Here is a 20,740-nt window from a genome sequence, read left to right on the forward strand (position 1 = left end):
AATGTTACCTATTCAATGTAATCCTTCAGCTTTTTACTACGGGAAGGATGACGTAGTTTTCGAAGAGCCTTAGCCTCAATCTGGCGAATTCGCTCACGGGTTACCCCAAATTCCTGGCCTACCTCTTCCAGAGTACGGGGTCGTCCGTCATCCAGTCCAAACCGGAGACGAAGCACCTTCTCTTCCCGCTCGGTCAGAGTGTTCAAAATTCCATCCAGATGTTCACGCAACAGTACGAATGAGGCTGATTCCTCTGGTGATTCCGCCTCTTCATCAGTGATGAAATCACCCAAATGGCTGTCATCCTCTTCGCCGATCGGGGTTTCAAGTGAAACTGGCTCCTGAGCTACCTTCATTATCTCAATAACTCTTTCTACAGGTATATCCATCTCAGCAGCCACTTCCGAAGGGGTCGGTTCCCGCCCCAGAGTTTGCAATAAATTACGCTGTACCCGGGATAGTTTATTTATGGTTTCCACCATATGGACCGGAATACGAATAGTACGTGCCTGATCCGCTATAGCCCGGGTAATTGCCTGTCTTATCCACCAGGTAGCATAGGTACTAAATTTGAATCCCTTGCGGTAGTCAAACTTTTCTACCGCTTTCATTAAACCTAGATTACCTTCCTGGATAAGATCTAAAAACAACATACCCCGTCCTACATAGCGCTTGGCAATACTGACTACCAACCGTAAGTTAGCTTCTACTAACTGACGACGGGCTTCATCTTCGCCCGCTTCAATTCGTTGAGCCAGGTCTACTTCTTCTTCAGCACTGAGCAATGCTACCCGTCCGATTTCTTTAAGGTACATCCTGACCGGGTCATCTATTTCAATACCATCGGGAACAGCCGTTTTAGTTTTCTTAACACTTTCAATCTCATCGTCTTCATCATCATCAGCATCATTTTCATTGTACGGGCTAATGCCTATCCCCAGAGACTGCAGGTGTTCAAGTATATCGTCGATATTATCGGGATCAAGATTAAATCCTTGCAGATCATCTATAATTTCTTCGTAGGAAAGGTTTTTTTCCTTTTTCCCTTTTTCAGCCAGTACACTAATCATTTCTGCTAATTTTTTGTCCAGTTTCATCGTATCCCCCCTCTCTGGGTATCATTTAAAAAGGTATCTATATCAAGAATAAATCGTAATAAGCTATCAAAATCTCCTGAGGTTTCTAAGTTTTTGATAGTCCGGTACATACGTTGCCAGCGTTGCTCTGCTCTCCGTAGCTGTACCCGTTTTATAAAGCTGGTTAGCTCAACCTGATTAATAGCAGGACCATCTTCGCCAAGCATTACCAAACGAGCCAAAACCGCTTCCAGACCGTTCTCCCGGGCCATAATATTTAGTTCGTCTAATCTATCCTTTGGATTTCCTTCAATTTGATTAAAATACTGTAATAGCTGACGGTATTCACTATCCGCAGTAAAGTTCAAACCTATGGCCGCTTTAATTTGCCCAAAAATCCTCGGATTAAATAACATAGCTGCCAATATTTTCTCTTCCAGACTATAATTACCGTATTCTATATTATCTCTAACTATTTTGGTTTTATTCCTTTTTATGCCTTCTTTTCTGGCTCTTTCTGCCTTTAACTCCCGGGAAACAAGATTTTGTTCCAGTTCTAACTTTTGAGCCAGAATACGGGTATAATGCTCTTTTGCAATTTCACTATCCAACCGCCTGATATCTTCTTTAAGGCGTTGAATGATTTTAATTTTAGTCTGCAGGGTAAGATCTTTGGCATTATTAATATATCGATTTATCTTAAATTCTATATAACTTAATCTATTATTCTGTATATATTGCAAAAATTCCTCTTTTCCAAACAATTCCATATATTCGTCCGGATCTTTTCCCCCAGGAAGTGATACCACCCATATACGCAACTGTTCAGCAGCTAGAACTTCAATAGCTCTCATAGTTTCTCTTTGTCCGGCTTCATCCCCATCAAACAAAATAATTACTTCTTCAGCATAGCGGCGGATTAACACACCTTGATCCCGGGTCAACGCAGTACCAAGAGAAGCTACTACATTTTCTACACCAGCCTGGTACAGCTTAATACAGTCCATATACCCTTCTACTAATAAAACACTATTTTGGGCCCGAATTGACTGCCGGGCCTGATATAACCCATACAGGTTATGCCGCTTGGAAAACAATTCTGTTTCTGGGGTATTAAGGTACTTAGGTAAACTGGCATCTAATACTCGCCCCCCAAAGCCCACCACCTCACCCCGGTGGTTTTGAATAGGGAATATTATACGTTCTCGAAACAGGTCATAAAATCGATTTTGCTGTTCATTACGCTTAATGAGTCCTGATAATTTCACATATTGCTCTGAAAAGCCCTTTTTAAAAAGGTATTCCTCCAACCTGTTCCACCCCGCCGGCGCATAACCTAATTTAAACTTCTCGGCAGTTTCCCTCAAAACCCCACGCTGTTGCAAATATTTCCTGGCCTGACGACCATCAGTATTTAAAAGAACCTGTTGGTAAAACTCAGCAGCGGCCTGATTTACAGCCAATACTTTTCCACGCCGGTCTTCCTTGGAGCCGGCCCGGGGAACCGCTAATTCCACCCCGGCCCGGCGTGCCAATAATTCCAGAGCTTCCGGGAATTGTAGTCCATCCCTTTTCATAATAAATGAAAACATATCCCCACCAGCATGACATCCAAAACAATAAAACATATTTTTTTCTGGTGTGACGCAGAATGAAGGAGTTTTTTCCTGGTGGAATGGACATATTCCCCAGTAACGGTTTCCTTTACGTACCAGATTAACCGTTTCTGCTACGATATCAAGTATTTCTAATCTATCTTCTATTTCCCGGACAATTTGATTATTATATAGCGCCACTACCTCACCTACTATTCTATGTGTGCAATAAAATTCCTTCTAAATATTCGAAAATTGTCTAATTAGATCCTTGGTCGTCGACTCCTACTGGTAAAAACAACTTTTCCTCACCAGGTACCAGTGACTGGGGTATATAAATATCCTGAAAAAGAGTAATACAGTAAGCATCACTCATACCTGATATATAGTCAACTACTGCTCTTTCCAGCCCCTCTTCATCAGCTATCTTCTGGTATAGGGGACTCATCTTCAAGGGGTGATGCATATAATAATGAAATAAGTGTTCCACCACAAACATAGCCCGGCTGCGTTCTGCCTGGCATACTGATCCCCGATAGATGGTTTCAAACATGAACTGGCGTAATCCCCGTAGTGCTTCTTCCACGATGGGGCTAGGTTCAACTTTAGCCTTATCCGGGTCTTTCTCTAAAAGTTGACGGGTATAGGAAATAGTATCAGTAACTAAAGTCGCTATGCGCTTGGAATGGGTTTCTCCTAAAACTTCCAGGTATTTCCGGGGGATTTGATCCAGAGTCAATAAACCAGCCCGGATAGAATCATCAATATCATGCTGTACATAAGCTATCTTATCGCTAAGCCTGATCACCTGTCCTTCAAGTGTTCCTGCCAGGTTTTCATTATTGCCATATCCACTATGGTGCAATACTCCATCTAATACCTCTTTACTCAAGTTAAGCCCATTTTTCCCTTTATGCTGTTCAACCCTGGTAAGTACACGGATACTATTCTCATTATGTCTAAAACCACTGCTGAGCAAGCTATCCAGTATCTGTTCTCCGGCATGGGCAAACGGAGTATGCCCCACATCATGGGCCAGCGCTATAGCTTCAATTAAATCCAAATTTAAATTTAACCCTGCACCAATGGTCTTAGCAATCTGATTAACCTCCAGCGTATGGGTGAGACGACTGCGATAATGATCCCCTCGCGGGGCGATAAACACCTGGGTTTTATGCTTAAGGCGACGAAAGGATTTGGAATGAACTACCCGGTCGCGGTCCAGCATATAACAGGTTCTGATAGGATCAGGCTCCTCTTTAAACTCACGGCCAGTTGTCTGGCAGCTTAAGGCTGCCCAGGGAGCAAGTATTTTCTTTTCTCTAGCTTCGATTTCCTGTCGTACCTGCATAGTATTTCTCACCTCTTCCGGGAAAAAAATCCTTCGGCTCTGGCCAAAGGATTTAATTTACATTGTCATCCCGTGTTATGGTCGTATCCTCAACATTCGAGTAGCCTGGGCAACTTCCATAATTCGCTTGGCCAGTATACGGGTACGCTCAACCGCATTGGTATCCGCATCAGAAGGCCGTTGCGCAGCAACTCCCATATGACCACAATCATCTTCATAATACCCATCGCCAACCAGAATCATTCCCTGCACCAAAAATATATCATGAATAGCTCTCTGGGTTGTTTCCTGACCACCAAACCTTGAACCACCTACTGTAATAGCTCCTCCCACGGTGTTTAATAGTTTTTTATCGGTACGCAAAGAGCGGGTCTTATCCCAAAAAGCTTTAAGTTGGGCCGATACGGTTCCAAAATAAACCGGACTACCCACAATTAACCCATCAGCCCTGGTGATTAGCTCCAACTCTTTTTCCAGACGTTTACCTTGAAAGCACCGGGTTGAACAAGGTGATGAGCAGGCCATACAAAAAGGAGTACTCTGGTCACGCATAACCTCGGTACAATTAATCAAATGGGTTTTAGCACCTTTACCAGAGCAATAATCAAGAGCAATTTGTAATAAATGAGCCGTATTACCATTTTTGTGGGGACTACCATTAATTCCTATAATTAAAAGATCAGACACTATGCGCACTCCTCTCTCTTTTATGTAAATACTACACTTAGGCACGGATTCCTTTTTTAAACTCCAATAAGAAAAAAGTCCCCTATAGGGGACTTTTTTTCTTAGTAAGACTGATTATTTGATAAACATCTCTTTTCTTACCTTTTTGAGACTAATAATATATTATTGGTAGCGAGCTGCTTGGCTAACTGCTGCCTGGTGGGCAGTATCAACCCAGTTGGTTTCATGAGTCCGGCTATTTAAAAAGTGCATACAAAAATGACCTGGGAAATTATTATTATAGATGGTTTGGTTACCGTGAGGCGTTCCGTTCTGTGAAGCTGCAAAACGGTGGCCATCGATAGACACAATTATAGCCCGTCGATTCCAACTCCAGGACCCGCCATAAGCCTGCTTCATTTTAGCAGTATCAGCAGCAGTAAGCGGTTGACAATCAGCATGATTAGTGCCACCAGAACGGATCACCCTAAAGGTTATACCCGTAGAAACATCAGTTACCGTGGCTACATCCCCGCGAGCAAACACCTGATCCACTATTTTCCACCAGTCAGCTAATTCTACTTTACTACTAGCATTATGCCCCATACCCGAATTAGAATTGTCAGCAACCATTAATTTCATTCCCGGGTATATAATATCGGTATAAATACCATTATATTTCTTTAAAGCCGTCACGCTTGTACCATAACGTAAGGCAATTTTGTAGAGGGTATCACCTATTTGTACCGTATGTATCTGCCCTGTTAAAGACTCAAGTTTGCTTTTGGTAATCGGCCCTACTGTACCAGTAGCCGGAATTTGATTAGCTTCCTGAAAAGCGGTAACTGCATTATAGGTCTTAACCCCAAAAACCCCATCAACTCCATAGGTGTTAAAACCCAAACCAGTTAAATCTCGCTGCAGATTTAAAACATCTTCCCCCCGGCTGCCCCAGTATAGGGAGCTAAAACCGTAGTCAGCTAAAACAGCGACCGGCATGGTTAAAACACCGGTTAACATAACCAGACTTACAATAACCGCCAGTATAGTGCTGCGTTTAATTGATGGCATCTATTTATCACTCCCTTATAGTAAAATCATTTCTATTTTATCCTTAATATAACGCCATCTTCAAAACTGCTTACCAGGCTTTATCCAACTCATTTCTAGAATAAAGGATAGGGACCTTTAAAATAATAATTTTTAATCATAATTAGAACCATTCCCCATGTCATGGCATAATATCCTATAAAAGAAGCACCCCCTTTTTTAAGAGGAGGTGCTTTTAAATACGGCTTAACCTTTCATACAACTATTTATTGTTCAAAGCAGCCTGGGCCGCAGCCAAACGAGCAATGGGAATCCGGTACGGTGAACAACTTACATAATCTAATCCGATCATATGGCAGAACTCAATTGAACTGGGTTCTCCACCATGCTCACCACAAATACCCATTAAAATACCAGGCTTGCTACTGCGAGCTTTTTCTACTGCCAGGCGCATGAGAACACCTACACCGTTACGGTCTAAAACTGCAAAGGGATTATCTTTTATAATCTTTTTCTCCAGATAAATCGGGATAAACTTACCTTCCGCATCATCCCGGCTAAATCCCAAGGTAGTCTGGGTTAAGTCATTGGTCCCAAAGGAGAAGAAATCAGCTTGGTTAGCAATTTTATCTGCTGTTACACAGGCCCGGGGCAACTCGATCATAGTTCCAATTACAAAGTTTAATTCCACCCCTGTTTCCCCTTTAACCTGCTGGTAAACATCATTTATTTCGGCTTTAAGAAGCTCTAACTCGGCCAAATCCATAACCAGGGGTATCTCTACCTCCACATAGGTTTCGATATTCTCCTGTTTTAATTTTACCATAGCTTCAAAAATAGCCCGGGTCTGCATCCGGTAAATCTCCGGATAAGTAACCCCCAGACGACAACCACGATGTCCCAGCATAGGATTTGACTCGGCCAGGCTGTTGACTTTTTTCAATAGTTCTTCCTTCTCAAGGATAATGCGTTGATCAGCCTTTTGATGTTTAAGCTCAGCAATTTCCAGTAATAGTGCATCATGATTAGGAAGGAATTCATGTAAAGGTGGATCTAATAACCGGATAGTAACCGGATTAGGTGCCATTACCTTTAATATCCCATGAAAATCCTCCCGCTGGAAAGGAAGTAATCTAGCCAGTGCTTTTTCACGTGCTTCTAAGGAATCAGATAAAATCATTTCCTGAACGATAGGCAAACGTTCAGTAGCCATAAACATATGTTCAGTACGGCAGAGGCCTATACCTTCAGCTCCAAATTCAAGGGCTTTAGCCGCATCTCCCGGGGCATCAGCATTAGCACGTATCTCCAGTTTTTTAACCTGATTAGCCCATCCTAATAAAGTTTCAAATTCATCGGATAAAGTAGGCTCGATCATAGCCACTTCCCCCAGAAGAACCCTACCGGTAGCCCCATCTATGGTTATAATATCGCCTTCTTTTACTACTACATCATTAACCGTAAATTGGCGCCCCACCAGATCAATCTTAATAGATTCGCAACCGCTGACACATGGTTTGCCCATACCCCGAGCTACCACTGCAGCATGAGAAGTCATACCTCCCCTGGAGGTCAGAACCCCCTGGGCGTAAACAATGCCATGAATATCATCAGGAGTAGTTTCATTACGAACCAGGATAACCTTTTGGCCTGCTTCCCCTAATTTTTCCGCCTGATCAGCATCAAATATGACCTTCCCACAGGCAGCGCCTGGGGAAGCTGGCAGCCCGGTAGCTATAGGTTCCAGGTCAATGCTAGTGTCAATCTGACGATGCAGCAGTTGATTGATCTGTTCAGCATCTACACGCAGCAAAGCCTCTTCTTTACTAATGATTCCTTCGTTTACCATGTCAACGGCAATTTTGACCGATGCCCGGGCAGTCCGCTTGCCATTGCGAGTCTGCAACATATAAAGGGTACCCTTTTCCACAGTAAATTCAATATCCTGCATATCACGATAGTGATTTTCCAGTTTTATACAGGTGTCAACAAACTGCTGGTACACTTGAGGAAGTTCATCTTTTAAACGGGATATAGGAGTAGGGGTTCTGATCCCGGCTACTACGTCCTCGCCCTGAGCATTTATTAGGAACTCACCATAAAGTTCTTTATCACCTGTGGAAGGATTACGGGTAAAAGCTACCCCGGTACCACAGTTTTCTCCCATGTTTCCAAAAGCCATACACTGAATATTAACGGCTGTACCCAGGCTGTCATCAATTTTATTTAAACGGCGGTAAACAATAGCCCGCTGATTATTCCAGGAACTAAACACCGCCTGAATAGCCATAGATAACTGTTCTTTAACATCCTGAGGAAAATCAAATCCTTTTTCTTCCCTGACTATATTTTTATAATCATTAATGATATTCATAAGTTCTTCTGCAGGGATCTCATAATCAAAAATTAAACTGAGCTTGCGTTTATATCTTTCGATCAAATCATCAAAAGTAGCATGTTCAATACCTAGTACCACATCGCTAAACATCTGAATAAACCGCCGGTAGCAATCATAGGCAAAACGATCATCCCCGGTAAGGTCAGCTAAACCTTTAACTGTTTCATCATTTAAACCCAGGTTTAGAATAGTATCCATCATACCTGGCATAGATATAGCGGCTCCCGACCTAACGGAAACTAGTAACGGATTTTCCCGTTGGCTAAATTTCTTTCCGGTACGGGTCTCTAGCTTACTAAGAGCTGCAAATACTTCTTCCAGCATTCCCTCGGGGAATTTTTCTCCGGATGCTAAATAAGCATTACAGGCTTCAGTAGTTATGGTGAAACCGGGAGGTACCGGTAACCCAATGCGGGTCATTTCTGCCAGGTTTGCTCCTTTGCCACCCAGCAGCATACGCATGTCTGAATTGCCTTCTTCAAAAAGGTAGACATATTTTTTGCTAGACATTGCTTAGCCTCCTATAATAGATTTCTAATATCTTGCTAGCTGTTTCTTCTACAGCCTTATTGGTAACATCGATAACCGGGCAACCCAGTCGTTTCATAACATCACGGGCAAACTCGAGTTCCTCCAGGATACGCTCATAATTGGCATAACTAGCCTGACCCTTAAGGCCTAAAGTCTTTAAACGCTCCGCCCGAATATGATTAAGCTGTTCAGGCTGGATAACCAGGCCAATCACCTTGCCCCTCTCGGCCTTAAATAACTCCTCAGGAGGGGCAACCTCTGGAACTAATGGCACATTAGCCACTTTAATCCGCTTATGCGCCAAGTACATGGATAGAGGAGTTTTAGACGTGCGAGATACTCCTACCAGCACTATATCAGCCAGGTTTATACCCCGGGGATCTTTTCCATCATCATAACGAACTGCAAATTCAACTGCTTCAACTCTCCGGTAATACATTTCATCTACCTTACGCAGTAAACCCGCTTCTTTTTTGGGCTCAATATTACTTACACTTTTAAAGGCCTGCATTAATGGGCCTAGAACATCGATGCAAACAACATTAGCATCATGAGCCTTTTCCCGCAAGTAAAACCCCAGTTCATCCACTACCAGGGTGTAAGCGATCATAAACCCGTGGGCCGCGGCCTGCTGGACGATTTCATCCAGGGTATCGGTATCTGATATATTAGGAACGCGCCTTATCTCCATGGTCCCCGAATTAAATTGGCTGGCAGCAGCCCGCACCACCATTTCGGCGGTTTCGCCAATGGAGTCAGACACAATATATACACCGGGTAAATGATTGGTCAAAATTTATACCCCCTCAGTCCTGTTACATGCCAGATCTAAAAACAGCCTGGCAATATTAGTTTTACTTACCTTTCCAACCACTTCATAGCGTTCTTCACTTTCGCTATCAATGAAGCACTTAACTACCGGGAGACTGTCTACTTCATGTTCCACTATCTTTCTTACTGCTTCTACTACAGTTTCATCCAGGGTAGTCGTAACAATATTGGGCATGCGGGTCATAATAACACTAATAGGCACCTTATGAATCTCAGCCTGCCCCAGAGTAGTTTTTAAAAAATCCTTACGTGATACAACCCCGGTTAGGTAATTGTCTTCCCCTACCACAAAGATACTGCCCGTATCTTCCATAAACATAGTAACGATGGCATCATAAATACTGCAATTTTCCTTAATCACTACTGGTATAGACTGGAGATCCTTTACCCGATACTGATTTAAAATCCTGCGTATTCGGTTTTCTACCCGTCCAGTCCGGTAAGTATAACCTACCCGGGGTTTAGCCTCTAGAAAACCGGACATGGTCAGGACTGCCAGATCAGGACGAAGAGCTGCCCTGGTCACACCTAACATTTCTGCAATTTTTTCCCCCGTTATAGGACCATTTTCTTTTACAATTTCAAGGATTCTTTCCTGCCTGTCACTTAGTTCGATCATAGTCACCCACCAATTATGCTATACTTTTTGGGTTAAATCATTTTAATTATATATACTATATTAGCAAAAAGGAATCCTGTTTATTAGTTTTTATTGTACTACCTTTCCAAAATTAGCGATAGTATGACAAAAACCTACCACCTTTTTTAACATTCCCAGGCGAGCTGCTTTAAGGTCTTCATCTTCCACCATAACCATAACAGCTTCAAAAAAACTATCCAGATAAGGACGAATTTCAGCGATAGCTGTTAGAGCAGCCAGATAATCCTGGCTATTCACATTTTGCATTACCCGGGTCTGTAGCGGAGCTAAGCAAGCAAATAGCTCTTTTTCACTATCATCTTCGAGAACCTGCTCATTCACATCCTGACTGGACCATTTTTTGCTTAAATTATTCGATCGGTTATATACCACCATAAAATCCTCGAAAAGAGGGTTGTTTTTAAATTGCTGAATTACTTGTACCCGCTGGAAAAAATCATCAATCCTTTTCAGCCCCGCATACTGTACCGCATCAATAACATCATAAGAAAATCCCCGCTCTAATAAAACCCCTCTTAGTCTTTGCATGATAAAATCTATAACGTCTTTTACAGTATCATTAAGTTCATAATCCGGATTTATCGGAACAAACTCCCCATAGGTCCGTTCAATCAGTTTTTCAAGGTCTAATTTTATGCCCTGATCTAATATAACATGGACAATTCCCAGGGCTTGCCGACGCAGCGCATAGGGATCCTGAGAACCAGTGGGACGGATACCGATAGAAAAGCAACCTACCAGATTATATATTTTGTCAGCCAGACTTAGAACTATACCAGTACCAGTGGCAGGTAAAATATCCCCCGAAAACCGCGGTAGGTAATGTTCAAAAATAGCCTGGTTTACTTCCTCATCTTCCCCACTCTTTTGGGCGTAGTAACGTCCCATAATCCCTTGTAATTCTGGGAATTCATGTACCATACTACTTACCAGATCCGCTTTACATAGCCAGGCCGCCCGTTCCACAAATTTTTTATCTCCCAGACCAGTCTCATCCGCGATATAAACAGCTATCCTTTGCATACGTTCAATCTTTTCCATCATGCTGCCTAAACGTTCATGGAACATAACTGCCGCCAAACCGCTTACCATACTTTCCAGGGGCTTTTTCGTATCCTCCTTCCAGAAAAACAGGGCATCCTCCAGCCGGGCTTTTAATACCCTTTCATTTCCGGCCCGGACGATATCCAAGTGTTTATCAATACCGTTGCGCACTCCGATAAAACCTGGTAGTAACGATCCGTTGGCATCAAACACTGGAAAATAGCGCTGGTGCTCTATCATTGAAGTGGTTAATACTTCCGGCGGTACTTCTAGATAAGAAGAAGAAAAACTACCGAAAAAAGCAGTAGGATATTCCACCAGATAAGTTATTTCCTCCAATAGTTTGCTATTCTCCATGGCTTTTCCACCTGCTTGTTGAGCAGTCTCCTTAATTTGTTCGCTTATAATTTGTTTTCGTTTATCTTGGTCGAGGATCACATAGCTTTGTTTAAGACAAGTAAAATATTCCGGTACACTGTGGATAGCAAAGGGTCCCGGGGCTAGAAAGCGATGGCCATAAGTCTGGTTGCTGCTGGAAATGTTCTCCATATTAAGGGGCATAATTTCCTCACCGTAAAGTGCCAGTAACCAGCGGATGGGACGGGCAAAACGCTGGTGAAAAAATCCCCAGCGCATTGATTTGGGAAAAGATATGGACTTAATCAATTCTTCCATCATAGCTGGCAATACTTCCTGTACCGGGTTACCTTTTTCTACTTTTACTGCAAACAGGTATTCAATTCCACCAGCTTCCCGTATCTGTAGATCTTCAAAGGCTACTCCCTGACCGCGAGCAAAACCTAAACCTGCTTTAGTTGGGTTACCCTGAGAATCAAAAGCAATGTTTTTTTTAGGACCCCGGTTTTCGATAGTGGCATCCCGTTGATATTCAGCCAGTTCCTTTATATGCAATGTCAATCTTCTGGGAGTGGCATAAACATTAACCTGCTGGTAATCTAACCGCCCTTCCCCTAATTTTTTAATAGTTAACTGTTTTATTTCACCTATAGCTGCAGGCAGATAAGCAGAAGGAATTTCTTCCGCCCCGATTTCAAGTAAAAAATCTTTGCTCACCGATTTATTGCACCTCCTCTTTCAATACCTGCCGGCGAAGCTCCTCATCCTTTAATAGAGGATAACCTAGTCGTTGCCTCTGTTCCAGATATTCAGCCGCTACCATACGGGCCAGAGAGCGTATTCGGCCAATATAGCCGGTTCTCTCCGTAACACTTATCGCACCCCGGGCATCTAAAAGATTAAAAAGGTGAGAGCATTTAAGAACATAATCATAAGCCGGCTGTACCAGGTGTTTTTCTGCTACCTGGATAGCTTCCTTTTCACACAGGCTAAACATGGTCATCAATGAAGCTACATCAGCTATTTCAAAATTATACTGTGAATAATCTACTTCCGTCTGATGATGCACATCAGCATAGGTAATCCCATTTACCCAATCTATATCATATACACTTTCCCGGTTTTGGATAAACATAGCAATACGTTCCAAACCATAAGTAATTTCCGCACATACCGGAAAACAATCAAAACCACCACACTGCTGAAAATAGGTAAACTGGGTGATTTCCATTCCATCCAGCCAAATCTCCCAGCCTAGCCCCCAGGCACCCAGGGTAGGAGATTCCCAGTTGTCTTCCACCAAACGTATATCATGTTCACCCGCATCTATACCCAAGTCTTTCAGGCTTTCCAGATAAAGATCAATAACATTATCAGGAGACGGTTTCAATATAACCTGAAACTGGTAGTAATGCTGAAGGCGATTCGGATTTTCTCCATAACGTCCGTCAGTAGGCCGGCGGGAAGGCTCCACATAAGCTACTTTCCATGGTTCAGGGCCTAGTGCCCTCAGAAAAGTAGCCGGGTTCATAGTTCCGGCACCCTTTTCCACATCATAGGGCTGCTGAATAATGCAGCCTTGTCTAGCCCAGTAATCCTGCAACCGCAAGATGATTTCCTGAAAGTTCACAACCGTTAACCTCCTCATAAATTTATCCATTAAATAAACCCGCCCCTGGACAGGGACGGGTTTTCCCGCGGTTCCACCCTGATTGGCTCTGGTGAGCCCACCTTATAGGGGCAGGTTTTACTAACCTTAATACGGCGTTCCTCCTGCAACTCCGAAGCGCCTTTCAGAATGCTTCCTTACCGGTTCCCACCAGACCCGGCTCTCTGGCCCAGGCAAACCTTCCTACTCCTCTTCATCATCGTTCATTGGTATGAAATTCATAATCAGTTTACCAACCGTCCTCCGAGTTTGTCAATTAAAGCTTACGGGGTAATTTTTTAAACCATTACTTTACCTTATATCTTAACCCATAAACAGATATCATAGTCAGAATACATTAAATCATATAGTATTTAGGTCATGTCTTTTTATATTATTAGGACTTATCGAGCAGGAATAATGCCCTATATAGAGAATTATAAAGACAGGGGTTGGTGCAAAATGAATACGAATGAACACATTTTCTTTTCCCTGTGTCTGGTAAATGTTTTGGGGGAAGAAGCTAGGCTGGAACTTGTTAAAGCTGGTTTCTTAAACGAAGACTATACTGAAACAGCTGAGGCCGTAGAATTTACAAACCATTTTTATAACCAGCATAAATACCGGCTAATAGAGGCATTTCAAAAATATAATGGTGATACTACTCATATCATGGAACAATTGGGCTTAAGTAATTTTCTATCCCTTCTATTTTTATGGGATATGCTATTCCTTGATGAAGAGCTTCAAAAGACTATTGGTTAGATATCATTATAGCTGCTAAAGATATATACTATCCATCCCCGGTTAATAAGGTTTTCATAGAACGAATGGTTTTTTTTACAACAAACCTTCTCTCCAGATGGTATTCCATATATTTCTCAGTAAACCATTCCAATTGTCTAAGTGCAGTCGGACTAGCCTTAACCCGGTCTATAGCAATAAGATTACGCTGCATCAGTAGACGTAATAACGCTAACGTTTCTCCTGACAGGGACATAACCCACCTACTGGTATAATTTTGGCTGCAGGTAGCACAGATCATACCTCCTTCAGCTAGATCAAATTCCCTATTATTAGTCACCGTTTGACCACATCTGACACATTGAACCAGCACCGGCTGGTAACCCAGGTAAATCAGCAATTTCAGTTCAAAATAGCGAATAGCCAGCGGGTTAAGCCCATGGAGATCCAGGTACTCTAAAACCTCCACCGTGGTATTAAAAAGGGATTTCATAGCCACCCGGTCCATAAGTGATTTATCTAAAAGTTCCATAAGGTACATAGCCTGCAGGGTCCCATTAATGTCCTCCCGGAGGTTACCATAAAAATCCTTTAATCGCCCCTGAGTTACTAACTCCAGGTTACGACCTGGCCTCAAATAGAGCAATGAATGACAAAAAGGTTGAATACAAGCCCTCAAAGTACTGCCCGGTTTTTTTATACCCTTGGCAATAGCTCTTATCTTACCTTCCTGTTCGGTAAATATTGTAACTAATTTATCAGTTTCCTGGTAATCCATATTTTTAAGCACAATGGCCCGGGAACGGTAATTCATCTTTTTTCACCCCACCAGGCAGTGGTTATTTTTACAGGTTCGTTAACCCGTTTTACCTCTACCTTTAGATACCCCGACAACTTTCTGGTAAACCGGATAGCTGACTCAAGGTCAATTACCCCATAGTCGAAAGCCAGATAAACCCTATGTAGTTCTCCCTGCATATTTTTAATCACCGCAGCTAATTGTTCAGGACTTTTAGCGTTATTAACTCCTACATAAGCAAATACCCGGCCGTTAATCTTCCCAACGCCCGGGCTGGCTTGTGAGGAGCCGATATTAGTTTTAGATGTATAACCTGCCCTGGTAATGGTCCGCAGGGCTAATTTATCCAGACATTTATCCCGTTTTACTAAGCCCCAACGAGGCACAGTAGCTATTACCGTCGGTATCCCGGCCTCACGGGCTAATTCAACCAGGATATCTACCTTGATCCCGTCCTGTGTATAGCTATGCACCGCATAACCTCTTAGAACTGGAACCAAAATTACATCTGGTTGCAAGCCCAGGGTAGGCAGATGGTGACCTCCATCAAAAACTACTACCCGGTAAAACTGAGGATACATTCTATCCAGAAATTTTTTCCCTTGACTGGAAGTATGCCAGGCATCCATTCCCGAACATTCCACCACCACCTGGTAACCTTCCTTTAGAGCGTTCTCCAGCCGGTCGCCATAGTTATACCGACCATCGGGAATAAAAGACTTTACTTCTAATTTGCCCTCGGTAGTCAAGGTTTTTAAACCTGGATTGTATACTAGTTCTACCGGAGCCTGTTCACATATGTAAACAGAATACCAGTCCAGCAGGTGATTATAACCCAGAGATTTTAACCATTCAGGAGGGTTATGGCTCATTATATAAATATAAAGACTGGCAATCATGATAATTAGCCAAAAACGCCTAGACATAAAAACTATCGCCCCGATAGCCCTCCCATTTCTTAAACTCCTCTATCAACTGCAGGGCACTGCTAGTACCGATACGTTCTACTCCCGCTTCAATTAACTGTAAAGCAAAATTCAGGGTCTTAATACCGCCACTCGCTTTGATTTTTAAACCATTGAAGCGGTTAGCATTTATGATATCAATGTCCCCCAGCGAAACCCCCCGGGTGGAGAACCCGGTCGATGTTTTTATATAATCGGCACCAGAATCACTAACCAATTTAGTCAAATTGGCTAATTCCTGTTGCCCCAAAAGGGCAGTCTCCACAATAACCTTTAAGCTAAAGGGGTGTTTCTTTTTGAGAGCTACTAAACTGTCTATTTCCCGTTTAATTAGATTATAGTCTTTATCCTTAATGGCACCCTGATTTAGAACCATATCTAATTCGGCGGCTCCATCATGTAAAGCTATACCCGCCTCATACTGCTTAGTTTCTATCTGATTTGCCCCCAGCGGGAAACCGATAACCGTACATACTTTAACCCCTGTTTCTTTAAGCTGCTCTACTGCCCCTTCCACCCTGTAGGGGTGGACACACACTGCTGCAGTATGATATAGGGCAGCATCCCGGCACAACTTTTCAATATCATGACTAGTGGCCTCCGGCTTTAGATTAGTACTATCCAGATAGCTTGCCAGCATCTAAAATCTCTCCTCCAAGCTTACCAAACCAATACACTCATCACGACCACTCATTATTTTTATATCCCCATTGGCAACCCGAAAATACCTATCCACGAAAACCCAACTGGTTAAGATTATTCTCATTATCCCGCCAATTCTTTTTAACTTTAACCCATAGATCCAGATAAACAGGGGCCTGTAACATTTGTTCTATATCATGACGCGATTGTGCACCGATAGTCTTTAGCATCTGCCCATTTCTACCTATAATAATCCCCTTCTGGGAATCCCTTTCCGTATATATCACTGCCCGCAAGTAAACTTTACCGCCCGGCTGCCGGGTTAATTCCTCTACCTCCACTGCTAAAGAGTGGGGAACCTCATCCCGGGTCAACATCAAGGCCTTTTCCCGGATTAATTCCGCTACGATAAACGGTAACGGTTGGTCAGTCAGATCTTCTTCTGGATAATACAAGGGACCTTCAGGCAGCCCATTAAACGTCTTTTCTAAAAGAAAATCCGTGTTTATACCCTTTGTCGCTGACAAGGGTATAATCTCGGCGAATCGCATGTGATTAACGAAACTTTGCACATATTCCTGTACCTTATCTTCATTAACTAGATCAATTTTATTTACCAGCAAGAAAACCGGCACGGTAGCCTCTTTGAGCTGGCTAAGTATAAATTGCTCACCCCCACCGAAAGGTCTGGTAACATCAGTCATATAATAAATAATATCCACTTCGCGAATAGATCGGGTAGAAACCTTTACCATATACTCACCGAGCCGATGCTTAGGCTTGTGGATACCCGGGGTATCAATGAAGATAATCTGTCCCTTTTCACAGGTATGTATCCCCTGAATACGAGTCCGGGTAGTTTGCGGTTTTTCGGATACAATAGCAATTTTATGACCAATAATGGTATTTAATAACGTAGATTTGCCTACGTTTGGTCTGCCCACTATACTGACAAATCCCGATTTCACTCCTAAAAGACCCTCCTATGAATCGAAAGAAAAGGCCTGTGGCAGCAATTCATTCAATCTGTATTCCCTGATACTATTATTCTCATCAGCAACGATTATTTTCAGTTCAGGGGCAAATTCAGACATAACCTGAAGACAAGCCCCACATGGATAAAGAAATCCATCACCACTTCCGGTAATCGCAATTGTATCAAAACCTGTTTCCCCTTCACTGACGGCTTTAAATATAGCTACTCTTTCTGCACATATGGTTAAACCATAAGAACCATTTTCGACATTAGATCCAGCAAAGACCCGCCCGCTAGTAGTTAATAAAGCAGCTCCTACACTAAAATTAGAATAGGGGCTATAGGCATTATCCTGAGCCTGGCGGGCTAGTTTAATCAGGTCTTCCTGCTTCATATGATATCCTCCTGAAAAATAAAATTACCACAGACGCGGTCCGAAGATAAGCAGTCCAATTATAACCGCATTAATAGCACTTAGCAATACCGCCCCGGCCGCCACATTCTTTGCCACCCGAGCCAGAGGGTGATAATTTGTCGTTATCATATCTACAGTTTTCTCAACTGCCGTATTAATCACTTCAGCCACCAGTACAAAAAAAATGGTAAGTAACAACATACCCCATTCTAAACGGGTTAACCCGAGCCAGACCCCTACTAATACTGCTCCCAATGCAGCCGTAAGATGTATTTTCATATTGCGCTCCTGCGCAATCGCATAAATAACTCCTTCCCAGGCCCAGGCAAAGCTCTGTACCAGACTGTGCTTTTTCATCCCGTTACCTCTCTAAATTAACGGTTTTCATCACCTTTTCTTCCAGACCTCTCATCAGGGTACGTTCTTCCACGGTATCATGGTCATAACCTAACAGGTGTAACATACCATGTGCTACCAGAAAACCTAGCTCTCGTTCCAGACTATGTCCAAATTCCATGCTCTGAGAAGCTGCCTGTTCAAGGGAAACCACTATATCCCCCAGGACATTCACCTCACCGGAAAAATCAAATTCAGGTTCCTCCTCCCCCAGCTCGTTAAGCGCAAACGATAATACATCAGTCGATTCATTTAAACCCCGGTAGATCAGGTTTAACTCCTTAATATAGCTGTTATCAACGATCATAATACTAACTTCCGTATTACCAGGTAATTTAAGGATTTTGGCGACCGCTTTCACCACTTTATGAATGACTTGCTGTAGTTCCTTATCATAATCAATCTTGTTCTGCTGGTTGATGATCATGGTCTCCATGGGACTCTCTCCTTTTCTCAAACTCTTTGACTATAACTTCGGGATATTCAATACGCTTATGATACACCCCCTCCAGGATGGTACCAAAAGAGTTGGCTATAACGTCCAGATCCCGGAAAGTTAAGTCACATAATTCAAGTTGCCCATCATTTAATTTATCCTTAATAATCTTACGCACCATTTCTTTAATGCGGTTAGGATTTGGATCCTGTAAAGACCGAACAGCAGCTTCTACGGAGTCCGCCACCATGACTAGTGCCACCTCTTTGCTAAGTGGTTTCGGACCTTCATAGCGAAAACTGTCTTCGCTGATATTACCATCCCGGTCCTCCTCCAGTGCCCGGCTGTAAAAATATTTGGCCAGACTGGTCCCGTGGTGCTGTGCAATAAAATCAATGATATCATCTGGTAATCTTGCCTCACGGGCTAGTTCCACACCATCTTTAACATGGGAGGTTATTATTAGTGCACTTAGAGCAGGGGCAATCTTTTCATGAGGATTATCAAATCCCCGCTGGTTTTCTACAAAATACTCGGGCCGCTTAAGTTTTCCTATATCATGATAATAAGCCCCTACCCTGCATAGCAGGGGATTAGCTCCAATAGATTCAGCCGAGGCTTCGGCCAGATTTCCTACCATTAAACTGTGATGATAAGTCCCAGGTGCCTCCAGCAGTAACCGTTTAAGCAGGTAATGATTTGGATTAGTAAGCTCCAGCAGCCTTATCATACTGGTAATGGAAAAAGCAGATTCCAGATATGGCAGGGCTCCTATCATCAAAATTGCTGATAATATGCCGTTAATTGCCCCCACTATAATACCCACAAAGATCACGTTAAGGCGCACATTGCCCCCCACCAAAATCAGAGTAATGATGGTCAATATATTGGCTAGGGCAATGTAAAGGCCTGACCTGGCCAGGTCAGAAGTCTGACTAAGACGATAAACTTGAAAAACCCCTACCGTTCCGCCGACAAAGGCTACTACCATATAAAATAGCTGGTTCCCATCGGTAAGAAGGCCTACATACATAGCCATAATCATAGTTAGGAAATAAGCCAGACGGTTATCTAATAGAATGGCAATCAGCATAGACCCGGCTGCTACCGGGCTTAGGTAGCCAATCAGGGCATTAATTTCCGGTTGATCACTTATTTTAATGATAGTTACAAAACGGGTTAACAATAAAATAATAATAAAGACTAATCCGATCAGCAGCAACAGCATATCATTAGAATAGATATCTCGATAATAACGGCGAATAAACTCAATCACCAGCCAGAAGGTAAGCAGCACAAACAGAACTGTTCCCACTAGAGTAAGGGGAAAACTTTGGCTACGCTGTATACCTAATTGCTCCAATATAGATATCTGCTCCGCAGTCACCCGATCGCCTTCCCGAACTATTATCTCTCCGGATTTGATAGTCTTTTGAACTGGTTGTACTGCGTCTTTAGCCTCTTTTATAGCCTTCTCGGTAGCTTCCTTGTTAAAAATCAAATTAGGACGTAAAGAATTAACAGTAACAATCTTCACTATCTCCCGGGCTTGGGGAACAAAGCCTAGGTTCTCAGACTGGGCCGCTACCTGCTGAAAAATATCCGGCAGTGCCTCCTCAGTAATCGGTTTCCCCATCATAGCCTGAGCAATACTGGTAGAAGTTTGTCGCATCTGTTCTAAATCTTCGGGATTAGTATTAATTATATAGGCCGCTAATTTGCTGGTAACTATTTTCTGGTTAGTATCCTTAGCCCGGTTATTAGTACTGTTAATCAAATATTCTATCTGAAGTTGCACATTATTTTGCGAGGCTAAAATATCCTGTACTGTGGTAAAAAACTGGTTGATTTCGCTCTTGGTATTGGCCAGGGCATACTTGTCCTCCTGGTAAACCTTTTGCACCTTAGCTGCAGCCTGTTTACGCAATTCCTCAGTCTGATTTTCATCAATGACTACCGCCGTAATGTTAGACTGAATATTTCGCCCGGCTACCTCATCAGGACGCAGCATAACCTGTTTAGGGCTAAAGTTACTCATTAGTATGAGTATTGTCACTGAAAAAAACAATAGTACTCCCAGCACCTTACGGGTAGTAGAATTTTTAAAGAATTGCCTGATAGTACTTCCTATAAAATTAAGGATAGTAGACATTCATACG

19 protein-coding genes are annotated in these 20,740 nt (G+C 42.7%); 1 reads left to right on the forward strand and 18 read right to left on the reverse strand.

All coding sequences use genetic code 11. From position 1 onward, the window contains the following. Positions 1–8: 8 nt before the first annotated feature. The 10 genes from rpoD to glyQ all read right to left on the reverse strand — a co-directional run bounded on the left by rpoD (position 9) and on the right by glyQ (position 13,190). The gene (gene rpoD, locus ACZ5Q0_RS02315) at positions 9–1,097 is read right to left on the reverse strand and encodes an RNA polymerase sigma factor RpoD (protein WP_446819645.1); all 1,089 of its coding nucleotides are present in this window, start codon (positions 1,095–1,097) and stop codon (positions 9–11) included. After that, positions 1,094–2,872: a DNA primase gene (dnaG, locus tag ACZ5Q0_RS02320; protein ID WP_446819644.1), complete on the reverse strand. Its 1,779-nt coding sequence runs from the start codon at positions 2,870–2,872 to the stop codon at positions 1,094–1,096. Before dnaG ends, rpoD begins: the two co-directional genes overlap by 4 nt. Before the next feature lie 58 nt (positions 2,873–2,930). After that, positions 2,931–4,022 (reverse strand): deoxyguanosinetriphosphate triphosphohydrolase, encoded by a 1,092-nt coding sequence (locus tag ACZ5Q0_RS02325; RefSeq protein WP_446819643.1) that lies wholly within the window; start codon positions 4,020–4,022, stop codon positions 2,931–2,933. Positions 4,023–4,097: 75 nt separating this feature from the next. Further along, on the reverse strand, positions 4,098–4,709 hold the full coding sequence (locus ACZ5Q0_RS02330; protein WP_446819642.1) for a flavodoxin family protein: 612 nt from the start codon (positions 4,707–4,709) through the stop codon (positions 4,098–4,100). Positions 4,710–4,871: 162 nt separating this feature from the next. Then, positions 4,872–5,759, reverse strand: a complete 888-nt coding sequence (locus tag ACZ5Q0_RS02335) for a peptidoglycan-binding protein (protein ID WP_446819641.1) — start codon at positions 5,757–5,759, stop codon at positions 4,872–4,874. A 241-nt stretch (positions 5,760–6,000) separates the two neighbouring features. Continuing rightward, positions 6,001–8,646: a pyruvate, phosphate dikinase gene (ppdK, locus tag ACZ5Q0_RS02340; RefSeq protein WP_446819639.1), complete on the reverse strand. Its 2,646-nt coding sequence runs from the start codon at positions 8,644–8,646 to the stop codon at positions 6,001–6,003. Beyond that, positions 8,639–9,460: a pyruvate, water dikinase regulatory protein gene (locus tag ACZ5Q0_RS02345; protein WP_446819637.1), complete on the reverse strand. Its 822-nt coding sequence runs from the start codon at positions 9,458–9,460 to the stop codon at positions 8,639–8,641. The genes ppdK and ACZ5Q0_RS02345 overlap by 8 nt, the downstream gene beginning before the upstream one ends. A 3-nt stretch (positions 9,461–9,463) precedes the next feature. Further along, positions 9,464–10,114: a helix-turn-helix transcriptional regulator gene (locus ACZ5Q0_RS02350; RefSeq protein ID WP_446820726.1), complete on the reverse strand. Its 651-nt coding sequence runs from the start codon at positions 10,112–10,114 to the stop codon at positions 9,464–9,466. A gap of 93 nt (positions 10,115–10,207) precedes the next feature. Then, positions 10,208–12,277: a glycine--tRNA ligase subunit beta gene (gene glyS, locus ACZ5Q0_RS02355; RefSeq protein ID WP_447182678.1), complete on the reverse strand. Its 2,070-nt coding sequence runs from the start codon at positions 12,275–12,277 to the stop codon at positions 10,208–10,210. A 4-nt stretch (positions 12,278–12,281) separates the two neighbouring features. After that, positions 12,282–13,190 (reverse strand): glycine--tRNA ligase subunit alpha, encoded by a 909-nt coding sequence (gene glyQ / locus ACZ5Q0_RS02360; RefSeq protein ID WP_446819634.1) that lies wholly within the window; start codon positions 13,188–13,190, stop codon positions 12,282–12,284. A gap of 480 nt (positions 13,191–13,670) precedes the next feature. Here glyQ and ACZ5Q0_RS02365 point away from each other — a divergent pair, with 480 nt between their 5' ends. After that, positions 13,671–13,973: a hypothetical protein gene (locus ACZ5Q0_RS02365; protein WP_446819633.1), complete on the forward strand. Its 303-nt coding sequence runs from the start codon at positions 13,671–13,673 to the stop codon at positions 13,971–13,973. 28 nt (positions 13,974–14,001) lie between these two features. Here ACZ5Q0_RS02365 and recO read toward each other — a convergent pair whose 3' ends face one another. From recO to ACZ5Q0_RS02405, 8 genes are all read right to left on the reverse strand, one after another. Beyond that, positions 14,002–14,766, reverse strand: coding sequence for a DNA repair protein RecO (recO, locus tag ACZ5Q0_RS02370; RefSeq protein ID WP_446819631.1), 765 nt, complete (start codon positions 14,764–14,766; stop codon positions 14,002–14,004). After that, entirely contained in the window at positions 14,763–15,677 is a 915-nt protein-coding gene (locus tag ACZ5Q0_RS02375; protein WP_446819630.1) for a hypothetical protein, read from the reverse strand. Before ACZ5Q0_RS02375 ends, recO begins: the two co-directional genes overlap by 4 nt. After that, on the reverse strand, positions 15,670–16,356 hold the full coding sequence (gene deoC / locus ACZ5Q0_RS02380) for a deoxyribose-phosphate aldolase (protein WP_446819628.1): 687 nt from the start codon (positions 16,354–16,356) through the stop codon (positions 15,670–15,672). Before deoC ends, ACZ5Q0_RS02375 begins: the two co-directional genes overlap by 8 nt. 88 nt (positions 16,357–16,444) lie before the next feature. Then, positions 16,445–17,326: a GTPase Era gene (gene era, locus ACZ5Q0_RS02385; protein ID WP_446819626.1), complete on the reverse strand. Its 882-nt coding sequence runs from the start codon at positions 17,324–17,326 to the stop codon at positions 16,445–16,447. A gap of 15 nt (positions 17,327–17,341) precedes the next feature. Then, complete coding sequence (gene cdd, locus ACZ5Q0_RS02390; RefSeq protein WP_446819624.1) at positions 17,342–17,728, reverse strand: cytidine deaminase; 387 nt, start codon at positions 17,726–17,728, stop codon at positions 17,342–17,344. Between the two features lie 24 nt (positions 17,729–17,752). Then, positions 17,753–18,106 carry a diacylglycerol kinase family protein gene (locus ACZ5Q0_RS02395; RefSeq protein ID WP_446819622.1) on the reverse strand — a complete coding sequence of 118 codons (354 nt, stop codon included), beginning with the start codon at positions 18,104–18,106 and terminating at the stop codon, positions 17,753–17,755. Between the two features lie 4 nt (positions 18,107–18,110). Next, the gene (gene ybeY, locus ACZ5Q0_RS02400) at positions 18,111–18,581 is read right to left on the reverse strand and encodes an rRNA maturation RNase YbeY (RefSeq protein ID WP_446819620.1); all 471 of its coding nucleotides are present in this window, start codon (positions 18,579–18,581) and stop codon (positions 18,111–18,113) included. After that, complete coding sequence (locus tag ACZ5Q0_RS02405) at positions 18,544–20,733, reverse strand: HD family phosphohydrolase (protein ID WP_446819618.1); 2,190 nt, start codon at positions 20,731–20,733, stop codon at positions 18,544–18,546. The genes ybeY and ACZ5Q0_RS02405 overlap by 38 nt, the downstream gene beginning before the upstream one ends. Positions 20,734–20,740 lie beyond the last annotated feature (7 nt).

The sequence above is a fragment of the Syntrophomonas erecta subsp. sporosyntropha genome, assembly GCF_055395365.1.

Excerpts from the sequence above, each read along its gene's own strand:
- rpoD (WP_446819645.1), bottom strand. The coding sequence starts at position 1,097 with ATGAAACTGGACAAAAAATTAGCAGAAATGATTAGTGTACTGGCTGAA.
- ACZ5Q0_RS02325 (WP_446819643.1), bottom strand. The coding sequence starts at position 4,022 with ATGCAGGTACGACAGGAAATCGAAGCTAGAGAAAAGAAAATACTTGCT.
- ACZ5Q0_RS02335 (WP_446819641.1), bottom strand. The coding sequence starts at position 5,759 with ATGCCATCAATTAAACGCAGCACTATACTGGCGGTTATTGTAAGTCTG.
- ppdK (WP_446819639.1), bottom strand. The coding sequence starts at position 8,646 with ATGTCTAGCAAAAAATATGTCTACCTTTTTGAAGAAGGCAATTCAGAC.
- ACZ5Q0_RS02365 (WP_446819633.1), top strand. The coding sequence starts at position 13,671 with ATGAATACGAATGAACACATTTTCTTTTCCCTGTGTCTGGTAAATGTT.
- recO (WP_446819631.1), bottom strand. The coding sequence starts at position 14,766 with ATGAATTACCGTTCCCGGGCCATTGTGCTTAAAAATATGGATTACCAG.
- ACZ5Q0_RS02375 (WP_446819630.1), bottom strand. The coding sequence starts at position 15,677 with ATGTCTAGGCGTTTTTGGCTAATTATCATGATTGCCAGTCTTTATATT.
- deoC (WP_446819628.1), bottom strand. The coding sequence starts at position 16,356 with ATGCTGGCAAGCTATCTGGATAGTACTAATCTAAAGCCGGAGGCCACT.
- cdd (WP_446819624.1), bottom strand. The coding sequence starts at position 17,728 with ATGAAGCAGGAAGACCTGATTAAACTAGCCCGCCAGGCTCAGGATAAT.
- ACZ5Q0_RS02395 (WP_446819622.1), bottom strand. The coding sequence starts at position 18,106 with ATGAAAAAGCACAGTCTGGTACAGAGCTTTGCCTGGGCCTGGGAAGGA.
- ybeY (WP_446819620.1), bottom strand. The coding sequence starts at position 18,581 with ATGGAGACCATGATCATCAACCAGCAGAACAAGATTGATTATGATAAG.
- ACZ5Q0_RS02405 (WP_446819618.1), bottom strand. The coding sequence starts at position 20,733 with ATGTCTACTATCCTTAATTTTATAGGAAGTACTATCAGGCAATTCTTT.